This is a genomic window from Exiguobacterium aurantiacum, from assembly GCF_024362205.1.
GTDB lineage: Bacteria > Bacillota > Bacilli > Exiguobacteriales > Exiguobacteriaceae > Exiguobacterium > Exiguobacterium aurantiacum_B.
Genome location: NZ_CP101462.1, coordinates 2,951,254 through 2,965,223, shown reverse-complemented (window position 1 = coordinate 2,965,223; position 13,970 = coordinate 2,951,254). Strand labels below are relative to the sequence as shown.

At 52.7% G+C, this 13,970-nt stretch carries 11 protein-coding genes; 5 read left to right on the top strand and 6 right to left on the bottom strand.

The features are described 5' to 3' along the window. The first annotated feature begins 91 nt into the window (after positions 1-91). A complete protein-coding gene (locus tag NMQ00_RS15405; RefSeq protein WP_255177388.1) occupies positions 92-901 on the top strand; it encodes a hypothetical protein in 810 nt (269 codons plus the stop codon). On the opposite strand, the gene NMQ00_RS15400 is transcribed toward NMQ00_RS15405, so the two are convergent. After that, the gene (locus NMQ00_RS15400) at positions 889-1,548 is read right to left on the bottom strand and encodes a C39 family peptidase (RefSeq protein WP_255177387.1); all 660 of its coding nucleotides are present in this window, start codon (positions 1,546-1,548) and stop codon (positions 889-891) included. The two genes, NMQ00_RS15405 and NMQ00_RS15400, sit on opposite strands and share 13 nt — an antisense overlap. A gap of 73 nt (positions 1,549-1,621) precedes the next feature. Beyond that, positions 1,622-2,998 (bottom strand): YjiH family protein, encoded by a 1,377-nt coding sequence (locus NMQ00_RS15395; RefSeq protein ID WP_255177386.1) that lies wholly within the window; start codon positions 2,996-2,998, stop codon positions 1,622-1,624. A gap of 276 nt (positions 2,999-3,274) precedes the next feature. Between NMQ00_RS15395 and NMQ00_RS15390 the strand changes: the two genes are divergently transcribed. Further along, positions 3,275-4,267, top strand: a complete 993-nt coding sequence (locus tag NMQ00_RS15390; RefSeq protein WP_255177385.1) for an LLM class flavin-dependent oxidoreductase — start codon at positions 3,275-3,277, stop codon at positions 4,265-4,267. Positions 4,268-4,306: 39 nt separating this feature from the next. On the opposite strand, the gene NMQ00_RS15385 is transcribed toward NMQ00_RS15390, so the two are convergent. Continuing rightward, the gene (locus NMQ00_RS15385; RefSeq protein WP_255177384.1) at positions 4,307-4,618 is read right to left on the bottom strand and encodes a hypothetical protein; all 312 of its coding nucleotides are present in this window, start codon (positions 4,616-4,618) and stop codon (positions 4,307-4,309) included. A gap of 152 nt (positions 4,619-4,770) precedes the next feature. Between NMQ00_RS15385 and NMQ00_RS15380 the strand changes: the two genes are divergently transcribed. From NMQ00_RS15380 to NMQ00_RS15370, 3 genes are all read left to right on the top strand, one after another. Continuing rightward, positions 4,771-7,953 carry an EAL domain-containing protein gene (locus NMQ00_RS15380; RefSeq protein WP_255177383.1) on the top strand — a complete coding sequence of 1,061 codons (3,183 nt, stop codon included), beginning with the start codon at positions 4,771-4,773 and terminating at the stop codon, positions 7,951-7,953. Between the two features lie 122 nt (positions 7,954-8,075). Beyond that, positions 8,076-8,936 carry an MBL fold metallo-hydrolase gene (locus tag NMQ00_RS15375; protein WP_255177382.1) on the top strand — a complete coding sequence of 287 codons (861 nt, stop codon included), beginning with the start codon at positions 8,076-8,078 and terminating at the stop codon, positions 8,934-8,936. Beyond that, positions 8,936-9,364 carry a GNAT family N-acetyltransferase gene (locus NMQ00_RS15370; protein ID WP_255177381.1) on the top strand — a complete coding sequence of 143 codons (429 nt, stop codon included), beginning with the start codon at positions 8,936-8,938 and terminating at the stop codon, positions 9,362-9,364. Before NMQ00_RS15375 ends, NMQ00_RS15370 begins: the two co-directional genes overlap by 1 nt. Before the next feature lie 28 nt (positions 9,365-9,392). Here NMQ00_RS15370 and guaC read toward each other — a convergent pair whose 3' ends face one another. The 3 genes from guaC to NMQ00_RS15355 form a co-directional block, all read right to left on the bottom strand. Next, positions 9,393-10,376: a GMP reductase gene (gene guaC, locus NMQ00_RS15365; RefSeq protein WP_255177380.1), complete on the bottom strand. Its 984-nt coding sequence runs from the start codon at positions 10,374-10,376 to the stop codon at positions 9,393-9,395. A 201-nt stretch (positions 10,377-10,577) separates the two neighbouring features. After that, positions 10,578-12,635 carry a PAS domain S-box protein gene (locus tag NMQ00_RS15360; protein WP_255177379.1) on the bottom strand — a complete coding sequence of 686 codons (2,058 nt, stop codon included), beginning with the start codon at positions 12,633-12,635 and terminating at the stop codon, positions 10,578-10,580. A gap of 108 nt (positions 12,636-12,743) precedes the next feature. Then, on the bottom strand, positions 12,744-13,928 hold the full coding sequence (locus NMQ00_RS15355) for an MFS transporter (RefSeq protein WP_255177378.1): 1,185 nt from the start codon (positions 13,926-13,928) through the stop codon (positions 12,744-12,746). Positions 13,929-13,970: the final 42 nt, after the last annotated feature.

Genomic DNA, 13,970 nt, shown 5'->3' with positions numbered 1-13,970 from the left:
CACGTCCTTTTTTTGGCTTCGTCCTCTCACTATAACGCATTTTAGAGGTGCCTGAAAGCGGGAAACGACCGAGTAGAGAGGATGTGGAATGATGGAGCAGGCACGTGTGCTATTGCAAGACGCGATACGATTTCAACAAGCGCTCATGACGTCGTCGTTTCAGGCGGAGCTAATTGATGGGGCGTCCCCGGTTCTATGGTACGGGCGACCGACGGAGAAACAATGGCTCACCATCGGGACGAACCCGTCGCGCGGCGAGTTTTTCGAACGGGACGGTACCGTCAGGAGCGGGGAGTCGCAAAAGTTCTATTGGCGTGATCAATCACTCGATGACTATCTTCAAGACGAAAGGGCGCACGAAGCGACGCTTGAACACGCCGCGGCCTATTTTGAGGCCGGACGAGCGACGACGAGTTGGTTCGGCAAACGGGGTGGAGCGAAATTGGAAGCGTTGCTTGAGGGCATGGGACGCTCGTTTTACGACGGGTCCGCGCTCCATGTCGACTTCTTCAAATATGCGACGTGGCGTCAGATGGGCCGGTTGCGGACGGGACGCCAGTGGATGGAGCACCCGATGTCACTCGATTTGCTCGAACGGACGATCCGTTATGTGGCCCCGTCCCGTCTGATCGTCCTTGGACAGGAAAACTGCGCGTCGTTTGAAGGATTCACACATAACGGGCATGTCGAGACGTATCCGAGTGCCCGGTTCGAGCTCGGTCATCATGCGACGCTCGGTGTCCCGATGGTCGGACTGCATTTCAAACCATCCGAAGTGTTCGTCGGTCTCGGGAACGGTCGAGACGCGTTCGGTCTCCACCATGGTTCGTATGCGAAGCGAGACCATCTGATTCGAATCGGGGCAGCCATCGAGGCGAGCGCTCGTCATTATTTTGCCTGAACGTCAAGCTTTGGCGGATGGACGCGCGTGATGCTGCCCCAAAAGTTGAACTCGTTGAAATCGATGTAGCGAATGTCACGGGATCTATTATCAAGCACCTCGAGCAAGATGACGTCGGGAAAGCCGGGTTTGCGGAAGATGATGTACCCGATTCCGGTCACGGAGTGATTTTTATAGAACCCGTTCGCCATATTCAAGATGAAGGGACGATCGGCCGCGAGTTCGCGCTCGAACGTCGACCATTTCCATAGATACCGCGAGCTACCGCGTCCATCATAGCCGTAGTAGGTCCACAGTTTCGTGACGATTGTCGCGATGCGGGTCGGGGGTGTGCCTTTCTCGTCTTTGAACTGATGGGCGAGGGCGATCTCGCGGGCATCCTGTTGAATCTCGAACACGTCCTCAGGGATTTGGTCATAGCCTTGGTCACGGTAATAACGAAAGACGGCCGTCATCGAAGTGAGCGTACAATTGTTTTTGCCGCCGTTGAACGCTTTTTGCAGGAGCGCCGGAACTCCTTCAATCCGCTTTTCGGTTTTGATCGTCCAATGGCCGTGATAGCGGTCGTTCACATAAGCCACCGGGTCAACGATACCGGCATAGCCTTTTTTCGCAACCTCGAGCTGACCTGCGTAATGATGTTCCATGACGCACCTCCTTTTTCTTTAGTATACAAACAACGCCTCTTCTCAGGAAACTACGAGAAGAGGCGTTGTGTCGTCAAAAGACCAAGTGGGCGATCCCGACGATGATAGGTAACGTGATAAACGTCCGGAGTAAGAAAATGAGGACGAGGTCAAAGAATGAAATCGGCAGTTTCGAACCGAGGAGCAATCCCCCGACTTCCGACATGAAGATGAGCTGCGTGACCGAGACAGTGGCGATGACGAATCGCGTCAGCTCACTCTCGATCCCGCTTCCGAGGACAGCCGGTAAGAACATATCGGCGAACCCGACGACCATCGTCTGAGCAGCCGCTTCGGCTTCGGGAACTTGGAGCAACATCAAAATCGGTTCGAACGGTTTACCGAGAATCGTGAAGAGCGGCGTGTATTCTGCAATGACGAGCGCAATCGTCCCGACGGCCATGACGACCGGCAAGATGCCGAGCCACATGTCGAGCACGTTTTGGAAACCGTCTTTAAGCGTGGCGACGGCACCTTTGCTAGATTTTGACTTTAACAGTGCTTGACGCAACGCCCACGTCCGCATTTTCACGTTGGCTGGCACCGGTTCTTCCGGTTTTAGTTCAGTTTCTTCATATGGTGTATCAGCCTTTTTCGACAACGGATAAATCCGAGGCATAATCAGCGCTGCGACAATCCCTGATAAGACAATCGCTCCATAATATTGCAGGAAGTAAGCGTCGAGCTCCATATACGACAAGATGACGATGGTGAATGTGATCGAGACGACGGAGAACGTCGTGGCGATGACGGCAGCTTCTCGTTTCGTGTAGTAGCCGTTTTCATACTGTTTCGTCGTCAAGAGAATCCCGATTGTCGCGTCCCCGACCCAAGATGCGAGCGAGTCGAGCGAGGCCCGGCCCGGAAGTTTGAAGAGCGGGCGCATCACTTTGATGAGCATCGTCCCGACAAATTCGAGCAGACCGAAGTTCAATAGGAGCGGGAGCAACATCCCAGCAAATAGGAACGTCGCGAATAAAATCGGAATCAAATCATACAGCAAGAGTCCGCCAGTGAATTCGGATGTGATCATCTCCGGTCCGATTACGAGAAGTGTCATCACCCCGGCAATAAAACCAACGACCCGCATCCCGAACCAGAACGGTGTGACGTTGAACAGTGAATTGAAGTGTGGCCGTTCTAAGATGAACGCCGGCTTAGCCAAATACGTCCATAATGATCCAAGCACTGAGATGCCCATCATGATGACGGCAAGCGTCGGAACGATCCCGCCGATGAGGTCGATCAACTGATTTGACAAGAGTGCGACCGGAATCGTAAATCCGTCCTCGGTCGGTACGGGCACGATGAAGAACATGAGACCGATCAAAGAAGGAATTAAGAATTTCAGAAAGTCGTTGGACGTGAATGAGGTCCCATCTTGGCCAGGCTTGTTTGGTGTCTGATTCATGTTTTTTTACCCCTTTTCCCCGAAAAAGTAGTTGGCGCGAATCACGTGCATGTCCCCATCATGCGTGAGTGAATCGCTATGAAAGAATAGTTTCTTCTCGTTCATTATAGAGAAGGGGATACGTAGCAGGCAACAACTCGTTGCAATTTTCTGAAAAAAAGAAAACGGTCACACGAGCGAACTGCTCGTATTCTCGGTCTCACTTTAGTATGATGACGGCGAGTCTTACAAATTCGAGATATTCACCATATATACTTTAGGAACGGAGCGATACAGATGAGATTAAGTGTACTCGATCAAGCGCCGGTGACATCCGGACATACGTCAGAACACGCGTTACAAAGCGCGGTCGAACTCGCCCAAGTGGCAGAAGAACTAGGATATTACCGGATGTGGATGGCCGAACACCACGGCGGCATGTCGTTCGCGAGCTCGGCCCCGGAAGTCGTCGCAGCGTATATCGCCGCGAAGACGGAACGGATTCGCCTTGGGTCGGGTGGCATCATGATGATGCACTATTCGCCGCTCAAGATGGCCGAAGTGTTCAAGACGCTCAGCGCGCTCGCGCCGGGCCGGATCGACTTCGGGGTCGGCCGGGCCCCGGGTGGCGATCCTAATGCCATCTACGCGATGTCACAAGGTCAAAAACCGATGATGGACGGTTTGTATGAAAAACTTGGAACGACGTTGCAACTGATCAACGATGAGTCCCCGGAAGAACGGTGGTACAAGAACACGCCGGCCGCTCCGACCGGGGTGACGCTCCCTGAGGCGTGGCTCCTCGGATCGAGCGGGAATAGCGCCATCCAAGCAGGGCGGATGGGACTCGGTTATTCATTCGCCCAATTTTTCAATGGGGAACTGAGTGTCGCTGCGCTCGACGCGTATCGTCAGCACTTCACGCCGTCCGCTTTCATGGAGAAGCCGGACATCAGCGTCACGTATCTCGTCACGACGGCCGAGACGGAAGAAGAAGCCGAGTATTTGGCTCGCCCGTCGGATTTGTCGCGCTTGTTCTTGATGAAAGGACAGCTTCGTCAACTGCTCAGCCCGGAAGCGGCGCACGATTATCCCCTCACTGAGATCGATAAGATTCAAATCGCCAACAACCGCAAGATTCATCTCGTCGGGACACCGGAGCAGATTGCGACGCAATTGCAAGAAGAGTCGGTCCATTACGGATTTGATGAGGCGATGATTTGCAGCATCCAACATACGCAAGAGAGTCGTCTGAACGTCTATCGCCTCCTCGCCAAAGAGCTTCTCTGACCAAAACGCACCTGTCCTAACGGAAAGGTGCGTTTTCGATTAGAGAAACAGCTGCATAAGGACGAACAAGGCGACAAGTCCACCGAGCGAGACGGTAAAGAAGACGGCGACCGAGCGTTCATGGTTACGGAAAATCGTGTAAAGTCCCACGACAAACGCACCGAACGCGGCGGCGACAGCCGACAGCGACACGATTGCGGCCCGTGTGTGGTCGAATAGGGTGTCGAAATTGAACGGTTGACCCGACTGAACGATGAGGGCAGACATGATTAAGAGTAAAAACACGGCGAGCAACAAGAGGACCGACCATTTCCCTGGGCGCGTCTGTGGGTAGACGTTTCGACTGAGCATGATGGTTCACCTCGCTTTTTCAACTTTTACATATCTATACCCGATTTCCAGTACATCTCAAAAAATGATTCCCCTTTTTTTGAACGGTTTCGTGAACAACATCGTCTAAAACAACTAAACTAGAGGAAACGGAGATTGCCTGGAGGTACAGTATGCAGCAGATGAAGATTGACCCGCATTATTTGTTTGATGTTTTCGTTCATCTATACCGGATGGTGTTTTTGATGGAAGTGACGCCTGACGGGTACCGTTACACGCGCGTCAGTGAGCAGGGGAAACTGGCATCCTCACTTCCGGAAGACGTAGGCGGACGTTTTCTGCATGACATGTATGCGGCCGAGGTCGCCAACGAGCTGATCGTGCATTATGACGCAGTCGTCGCCTCGCATGAACCGGTCTATTTCATGTCGAAGATGAACATCGACGCCAACACGGCCCGCTTCGCTTCATCCGTCCTCATACCACTCGAGAACGAGGCAGGAGAGGTGCGTTACGTTCTCGGCTTGACGACGGACTTATCGGAAGAGGCGGAAATGAAACTGTTGAGTAGCATCGAGAATATCGACTACTTGACCGGGATGCCGAACTTGATGAAAGTGAAGCTCGAACTCGAGAAGTTGTTCCTGCAACAAGAAACGGAAGCGACGAGCGTCATGCGTCTGCACATCAATCGATTCAAGATCGTCTTATCCCTTCAAGGCGTGGAACAGTCGCATCGCTTGATCAAAGAGATGACGCGGCACTTGTCGGACCTGTTGCCGAAAGGCTCGATCATCGGTCGCGTCGATGGGGAAGATTTTATTGCCGTCTTGCCGTACACATCAATTGAGACGGCGACGGTGCATGGGGAGCGTCTACTCTCGGCCATTGCTGACTATACGTATCAAGTTGCCGAGACGGAATTCGCCTTGTCGGGCTGTCTCGGAATTAGCGCGGGGACTGAGGACGCCGACCGGGTCATCATGAATGCCTCGACGGCGCTCCTCGAGGCCAGGCAGGCTGGAAAACAAATCATCAAAGTGTACGAAAAAGATGACTACGTCCAGCACTATATCGATGAGATGACAATCGAGATGGAGCTCGTCAAAGGTTTGAAGGGGGATGAGCTGAGCGTCGTCTATCAGCCGAAAGTCGGCTGTCGGGACGGGAAGGTTCATTTTGAGGCACTCGTACGTTGGCAAAGCGCGGCGCTCGGGAACGTCTCGCCGGAAACGTTTATTAAGATTGCTGAAAAGTCGCTCTTGATCGAGGATATTACTGAATTCGTCTTTGACCAGGTCTGTCGTGACATGATCGACCAGCCGGACTTGTTTGAAGGACGACGTGTCGCGGTCAACGTCTCACCGGTGTTGTTCCGTCAAGACTATATTCAGCAATTGTTACCAGTTCTCACGACGTATGGCCTGCTACCGGAACAGTTCGAGTTTGAAATCACGGAGCATACGCTCATGCAAGAACCGCTCCTCGGCATTCAAACGGTCGATTATTTGAAAGCGAAAGGGTTCCGAATTTTGATTGACGATTTCGGAGTCAGCTATTCGTCGCTCAACTACTTGAAAATGTTTGATATCGATGGCATCAAGATCGACCGTTCGTTCATCAAGCAACTGGATAAAGACAACGGGCTGAAAGAATACGAAATCGTCAAACTGATTGTCTCACTTGCCAAGAAACTGAATTTAGAGGTCACGGCTGAAGGTGTGGAGACCGAGGTACAGTATCGCGCGATTGACCAACTCGGATGTGATGAAGTCCAAGGGTATTTCTTCAGTCGCCCCCTTCCGCCAGCCGGACTCCAACAGGCGCTTGAGGCGCTCATCGCGCAACATGCGGCGCTGCGTCAGGAACAGTCTGACCACGCTTTACCGATGACGTCACTTGATGAGACGGAAGCTGAACGGTTGAAGGCGATCCTTCGTCTTGAAATTTTAAACACCCCACGAGAAGAGCGGTATGATCGCATTTCAAGGCTTGTCGCCCAGACGTTGAATATGCCGGTCGCACTGATTTCGATTTTGACGACGGATCAACAATGGATCAAATCGTGCCAAGGAGTCGCGCTTGAAAATTCGAGCGTGGAACGGAAGTGGACGTTGTGCGACCGTGTCGTCACAGGTAAATCCGCGCTCGTCATCGAAGATGTGCGAACTGCCGAGGCGATGTCGGACAATCCGTTACTCAAAGGACTCGGTTTTTATGCCGGTGTACCACTCTTGACGCGAAGCGGCCACGTCATCGGTACGCTGTGCGTGACCGACGAACAGTCTCGTCGCTTCGATGCCGAGGCCATGCAAACACTCGAAGATTTCGCTCGATGGGTCATGGCAGAAATCGAATTGACCGATCAAACGCGGGCGCAAGCCCGGCGTCAACAGACGCTCGAGTCGCTCTATGAAGTGACGGCCACCCACGAACCGTTCAGCGATAAACTGAAACGGATCCAGACGGTGCTCCGTGAATGGATTGGGTATTCCCACGCACTCGTTTTCTCAACGGAGTCCACACATCGCGTCTTATCAAAAGATGGGGAAGGCATACTCGATTGGACGAGAGCCGACCTGCAGCAACTGCACGCCTTGACGACGATTGGTCATCAAAAGCTGGGCCGGGGTGAACTCGTCATCGATGGACTCGAGTTTGCCTCGATGATCAGTCTGCCATTAGCGAATGAAGGAAAGACGTTCGGATGGGTCGTCTTTTTGGCTGAACAAGGCAGTCTGGAAGATGTCGTCGATGTGGTGACGATCAACGAGATGACTGATACGATCCTGCTCGTGACCCGTTGGATGGAAAACGAGATTCGACGTGAGCGAAAGCATCAAGAAGTGATCGAGCTCATCACCCAAGACGGATTGACAAAGTTGGCGAACCGGCATTCGCTCATGACCGATTTGAGACAGAAGATGAATCGGAAGCAAGCGGTCGCGCTACTGTTTATCGATTTGGATGATTTTAAGAAAGTGAACGATTCCTATGGCCACTTGATTGGCGATGAGGTGCTCGTCGAGACAGCAAAACGAATCCGCTCGTTCGGCCAAACGGTTTCAGGAAAAGCGTACCGATTTGCGGGCGACGAATTTTTAATCGTCATCGAAGCGGAGCCAGAAACACTCGATACAAGCGTGTTTGATGAGTTGAATCATGTCATTTCCCAGGAAATGATGGTTGGAAACGGCTTGAGACTAAGAATGGCTGCCAGTGTCGGTGTGGCCTACTCCAAAATGGATCAAGTCTCGCTTGATGCGATCATCCATCACTCGGACGCGGCCATGTACGTCGCGAAAAACTGTGGCGGGGACGGATACTACGTTTACGACTCATATCAAGAACACTGAAAAGGAGACGGACGATGGGGAAATTGTGGCTGATTGAAGGATTGGCTGGGAGCGGGAAGACGACTTTCGCCGAAACTTGCGTCAACCGATGAACAGATTATAGAGAAAGGAGCGTGCAGGTCATGCAGACACTTACACAGCATTCGGACCGGTTTTGGTACATGGACCCGGTCGCGGAGACCGATCGACCCATTTTGGGGGCCGTCATCGGCGACACCCATACGCTCATGATTGATGCGGGGAACTCGGAGGCGCACACGAATTTATTTCTAGACGCCTTAACCGAGCGGGGCATCAAGCGGCCGACACTTGTCGCGTTGACGCATTGGCATTGGGACCACATCTTTGGCTTGTCGGCGCTGACCGACACCGTCTCCATCGCGAGCACGGCGACAAAAGCTGGGATGGAACGATTATTACCCTATGCGTGGGATGATGCCTCCTTGGCCGAACGGGTTAGGGACGGGCGCGAGATCGCGTTTTGTGCGGAAGCGATTCAACTCGAGTACGGGGCGGAGCGGTCGATGCGCGTCGTCCTACCGACGATGACGTTCGATGATACGCTCACCCTCGACCTCGGCGGGGTTCATGTCATTCTGAAACATGTCGGCGGAGATCACGCCGCTGATGCGGTCGTGGCTTACATGCCAGAGGAAAAGGTGTTGTTTTTAGGGGATGCGCTTTATGCGAACTTGTATGCGCCGACTTGGCGGATGACACCGGGACAGACGCTTCGTCTGTTAGACGTGCTCGATCAGTTCAATGCCGAGGCGTACGTCTGGTCGCACGGTCAAGTCGTGACCCGTCCCGAATACGAGAAGGACCGCGACATATTAAGGAGTTTGGCCCGAATCACTGTCGATTTCCCGGGAAATAATAAGTTGATAACCGCTCAGTACGAACGATTGACGGGGCGTCCGGTAGACAAGGAAGAACAAGAGTTGATTTCGTTTTTCGTGAACGGTTCGAACGGTGAGGCATGATGGAAATCAAACGAATTCACGACGAGGATGAATCATTTCAACAGTTGTTGACGAGCCGGTTGCGGGAGTTCAACGATGCTCGTTCGGCACACCACCGCGAGATCCGCAACGCGGACGTCCCGGTCGTTCAGTTGAAAGTGGAACAGGACGGTGAAGTGATTGCCGGGTTATTCGGGAGCGTCTATTGGAGCTGGTTCGACTTGGACCGGCTATGGGTCGCGTCAGAACATACGGGGACCGGACTAGGAAGCCGTCTGCTTGAGGAAGGGGAGCGGTTGGCCCGTGAACTCGGGGCGACGCGCGTCAAGTTGACGACGTTCTCGTTTCAAGCGAAGACGTTTTATGAGCGGTATGGCTATGAAGTCGCCGGCGTGCTCCATGATTATCCGCCGGGCTCAGACTACTATATGATGACGAAACAGTTATAAAAAGGCGACTCGCGCGAGTCGCCTTTTTTCAATACACTTTATCCCCGTTAAAGATTGAGTTTTTCACCATGACGTAATCGACGGTGCGCAATGCATCGAGATTGTCCCCACCCGAGTAAGAGATGGCCGATTGGAGGTCTTGCTCCATCTCGGTCAACGTGTCTTGGAGCGCCCCTTTATGCTCGACTAACACTTTCTTGCCTTCCACGTTTTTCCGTTCCCCTTTTTGGAATTCAGAAGCCGACCCGAAGTATTCTTTAAGCAACTTCCCATCCTGTTCGAACGTCTCGCCCGGCGACTCGTCATGACCGGCGAACAACGAACCGATCATGACCATCGATGCGCCGAAGCGAATCGATTTGGCGATGTCCCCATGTGTCCGGATGCCCCCATCCGCGATGATCGGTTTCGTTGCCGCCTTGGCACACCAACGGAGCGCGGCGAGTTGCCAACCGCCCGTGCCGAAGCCTGTCTTGATTTTCGTGATACAGACTTTGCCCGGCCCGATGCCGACCTTCGTCGCATCCGCCCCGGCATGTTCGAGTTCCCGGACTGCTTCTGGTGTCCCGACGTTGCCGGCAATCACGAACGAGCCTGGAAGGTGGTGTTTGATGTGTTGAATCATGCGGATGACCGCATTTGAATGGCCGTGCGCGATATCAATCGTGATGAACTCCGGCGTATGTCCGGTTTCGGCGAGCATCTCGACGAAACGGTACTCGTCTTCTTTCACCCCGACGCTGATCGATGCATACAACCCGCGTCCATGCATGTCTTCGATGAACTTGAGGCGCGTCTCTGGGTTGAAGCGATGCATGATGTAGAAATAACCGTTCTCGGCAAGCGACAAAGCGACTTTCTCATCGATGATCGTCTGCATGTTGGCAGGAACGACCGGAAGTCGGAACGTAAAGCCCCCAAGCGTTACGCTCGCATCACATTCAGACCTGCTATCGACGATACATTTTGCGGGAATCAATTGAATATCTTCATAATCAAATACTTTATCCATGTTGTCACACCCCTATTTACGAACAATTATGTTCGTTGAATGATAAATACTTCGCCCATTCGGTAATGTAACGTAAATTAAAGAATATGTCAAAGGTATATAGCGATAAAAGGTAAAATATCTTGATGATTGCTGTTAAATTCTATTTAATGTTCGTGTTTAGGTGCCGTCATCTATGTTTCACGTGAAAAAAGACCGCTATCAGCGGTCTTCAAAGACGACGTATTGGTTTCGCCCACGGGCCTTGGCTTCATATAGTGCCAAATCCGCATGTTTGAGCAATTGCTTCGTCGGCATTCCTGGTCGGTACGGGGCGACCCCGGCGCTCGAGGTCGTGATGAATGAATGGCCCTCGATTTGCCAAGGGAGTTGGAGCGAGGTGACAAGCTTTTCGGCCACCCGTCTCGGGGCATCGGATTCCGTGTAACGGATGAGCACCGAAAATTCGTCGCCGCCAAAGCGAGCGATCACGTCTTGGTTTCGCAGGACATCGGTCAGGCGGGCGGAAAATTGGCGTAACAGTTCATCGCCGATGTCATGTCCGAGTGTATCGTTAATCTGTTTGAAACAGTCGATATCGAGCGAGAGGACGGCGAGAGACTCGTCCTCTTCATCCAATCGCACCAACGTCTCCTCCAAGTAGGCGAGAAAGTAACGCCGATTCGGCAAGTCGGTCAATGTGTCATGGTAAGCCAAGTGCTTGAGCTGTTTCTCCAGCACTTTGCGCTTCATGATCTCCCGCGTGACCGTCAAGTAATGGAGCAACTGGCCCGCGTCGTCGTAGATCGCTTGAATCTTCGTCTCGAGCCAAATCCAACGTCCATCCTGGTGCAAGTGACGAAATTCGAGCGTGAGCGGTTCACTCGACGCTGTCATCGTGTCGAGCTGTCGTCTCGCGGACTCGACGTCATTCGGATGGATGAAGTCGAGCGTATTTTTACCTTCGTAAAGCTCGGGCGCATATCCGAGCACGGTCTTGTGGGACGGCGAGGCGTAGCGTACTTGACCGTCACGTTCTAATATACAGACGAGGTCGCTCATGTTCTCCGTGATGAGGCGATATTGCGTCTCGCTTTGATGCAGGGCGCGCTCCATCTCAAGTTTCTCAGTGACGTCACGCAACAAGGTCATGACGGCAGTTGTGCCTTCGTAATCGATGAGCAGGCTGCCGATGTCCATATGTAGCCTTCGTCCTGCCGGCGTGAGTAGCACGATTTCCGTGTCTTGGACGGGACCACCTTGTCGTAAGGCATGAAGGCGCTCTTTCGTCGTCTCATGAAATTCCGAGGCGATAAATTTGAAGATCGATTCGCTCTCGATATACGTTTCCCCAATCGTTTCTAGCGCCAAGGCGTTGGCGTATAAAATGACGCCGTCTTTATGAACGATAATCCCTTCAGGAATCGTCTCGATCAGCTGGCGATAGCGGCGCTCGCTCTCTTGGGTCGCACGTTCAGCGTTCTTCTCCGGGGTGTGGTCGATGATGATGGCGAACAGACCCGTGATCCGGCCTCCGACTTCAATCGGAATATTCAGGATGGCCAAGTCGAGCAAGCCACCCGTCTTTTGGACTGCCGTGATCCCATATTTATGGGGAGTTCCAGATAAGGCAAAGTGAAGCCCTTCCTCAACGAGAATGCGTTCTGACTCCGGCAACCATGCTAAAAATGGCTCGCCTAGCAACTCATTTTCTCCGTAACCGGTAATCTGTGTGACGGCAGGGTTGATCGATTGGACACGGAACACATCGTCAAGCACGAAGATGCCGTGCGGCGAGTACCGTCGGAGCGACTCATGTTGATCTTTTAAAATCGATAACTCGAGTTCACGACGCTTCCGATCCGTCACTTCGCGGACGACCGAGATGACGTGCGTGCAAACGCCTGACTCATCGAAGACCGGTGTCACCTCGGACTCATAGTAATGAACCGGTAGCTGAATCTCATGCGAGACGGGTTGGACCGAGTAAGAAGGTTCGGCCAATCGATAGTCCTCGAAGACGATACTCTTTCGCTCACGAACGGCCTCTTCATAGTGTCGCGTGACGAGAGCGGCCGTCTCGGGCGGGACCATGTCCTCGACACGTTTCCCGATATCGGCATCCGTCCAGCCAATCGCCTGCTTCCCAGGCTCGTTTACAAATATATAGCGATACGTTGAACCATCCACTTCCATGAAGAAGACAAAATCAGAAATCTTGTCGAACGTACGGAGGAGGACGGAGGAATAGTGTTGAATCGTCTGATCGGCGTACATCATGTCCCTCATTTCAATCAAAAACTTTGCGACGCATTATTTTTATATTAACGTAAGTCGCGACGAAATGTGTGAACATTCCAAAAAAAGACAGGACGATAAAAAGTCCTGTCAGGCAGCTTGTTTCATTTCGGAGCGTTCGCGGCGGCCGTTCATCAAGTAATAGAGGAACAGAGTAAAGAAGACGAGCCCGGCAAGCAACAGATAGAGGGTTGAGAAACCGGTCAATGGAATGAGCAAGCCGATAAAATAGGGCCCGAACCCTAGGCCCGCGTCTAAAGCGATAAAGAATGTCGACGTGGCCATTCCCATCCGCTGGGGGTCTGCCGCTTTCACGGCGATTGCTTGTGTGCCGGATTGGATATTCCCGAATCCTAATCCAATCAGCGCTCCGGCGAGTAACAGCATGACGGCGTTGTTTGCTTGGCTCAAGACGAGCATGCCGATAGCGAAGAGACCGATGGCCGGGTACATGACGATATTGGCCCCTCGCGCGTCCATCAGGCGCCCGGTGATTGGCCGCGAAATCAGGACCGCAATGGAATAGACGAGAAAGAAAATACTCGCTGCTTCGACGAGGTCGAGTTCGCTCGCATAGAAATTGATATAAGACAACACGCTTGAGTAACTGAGGGCCGCGACCCCGATGATGAGCGCGATCGGTAACGCCTTCGGTTCGACGAAGGCACTTAGTGACAAACCCCGGACGACTTGCGGATTGTCGGCTTCAGGGACGTTGACGAACAAAGCGCTCCCGAGACTGATGAGTCCGATAACGAGACAAGTCAGAAAAATGACCGAGAAGCTCGTATATTGGCTCATCATCAAGCCGACGAACGGGCCGATGGCCGTGGCGAGTGTCGAACTCATGCTGTAATAGCCGATGCCTTCGCCTTTACGAGAGCCGGGGATGACCTGGGCGACTATCGTTCCGGTCGCCGTGCTCGACAGTCCCATCCCGAGACCGTGGACAAAGCGCGTGAACAGTAAGAAGCCGATACCAAAGTCGAGGAAATAGAGCAAAATCGTAGTCGTGAAGAACGTCAGGCCAATCAGGAGCGTCTTGCGACGTCCGATCGAATCGATCAAGCGTCCGATGAAGAGTCTCCCGACGAGCGTCCCGATGATAAAGATCCCGGTGACAAGGCCGGCCTCGCTCGTCGAAGCCCCATATGCTGAGACGGCGTGGACGCCGATGGTCACCATCAATAAGAAGAAGATGAGTGTTAAAAAGAAGTTGACGAGGGAGATGATGAGAAAATCTTTCGTCCAAAGTTTTTGTGCGGTCAGTTGCATCGTCGGCCCGCCTCCTTATCCATTTGATTCTAAATAGTTAAT

What these genes read in the sequence shown, in the direction of transcription:
- NMQ00_RS15380 (WP_255177383.1), top strand. Translation starts at nt 4,771, where the DNA reads ATGCAGCAGATGAAGATTGACCCGCATTATTTGTTTGATGTTTTCGTT.
- NMQ00_RS15360 (WP_255177379.1), bottom strand. Translation starts at nt 12,635, where the DNA reads ATGATGTACGCCGATCAGACGATTCAACACTATTCCTCCGTCCTCCTC.
- NMQ00_RS15370 (WP_255177381.1), top strand. Translation starts at nt 8,936, where the DNA reads ATGGAAATCAAACGAATTCACGACGAGGATGAATCATTTCAACAGTTG.
- NMQ00_RS15355 (WP_255177378.1), bottom strand. Translation starts at nt 13,928, where the DNA reads ATGCAACTGACCGCACAAAAACTTTGGACGAAAGATTTTCTCATCATC.
- NMQ00_RS15375 (WP_255177382.1), top strand. Translation starts at nt 8,076, where the DNA reads ATGCAGACACTTACACAGCATTCGGACCGGTTTTGGTACATGGACCCG.
- NMQ00_RS15395 (WP_255177386.1), bottom strand. Translation starts at nt 2,998, where the DNA reads ATGAATCAGACACCAAACAAGCCTGGCCAAGATGGGACCTCATTCACG.
- NMQ00_RS15400 (WP_255177387.1), bottom strand. Translation starts at nt 1,548, where the DNA reads ATGGAACATCATTACGCAGGTCAGCTCGAGGTTGCGAAAAAAGGCTAT.
- NMQ00_RS15385 (WP_255177384.1), bottom strand. Translation starts at nt 4,618, where the DNA reads ATGCTCAGTCGAAACGTCTACCCACAGACGCGCCCAGGGAAATGGTCG.
- NMQ00_RS15405 (WP_255177388.1), top strand. Translation starts at nt 92, where the DNA reads ATGGAGCAGGCACGTGTGCTATTGCAAGACGCGATACGATTTCAACAA.
- guaC (WP_255177380.1), bottom strand. Translation starts at nt 10,376, where the DNA reads ATGGATAAAGTATTTGATTATGAAGATATTCAATTGATTCCCGCAAAA.
- NMQ00_RS15390 (WP_255177385.1), top strand. Translation starts at nt 3,275, where the DNA reads ATGAGATTAAGTGTACTCGATCAAGCGCCGGTGACATCCGGACATACG.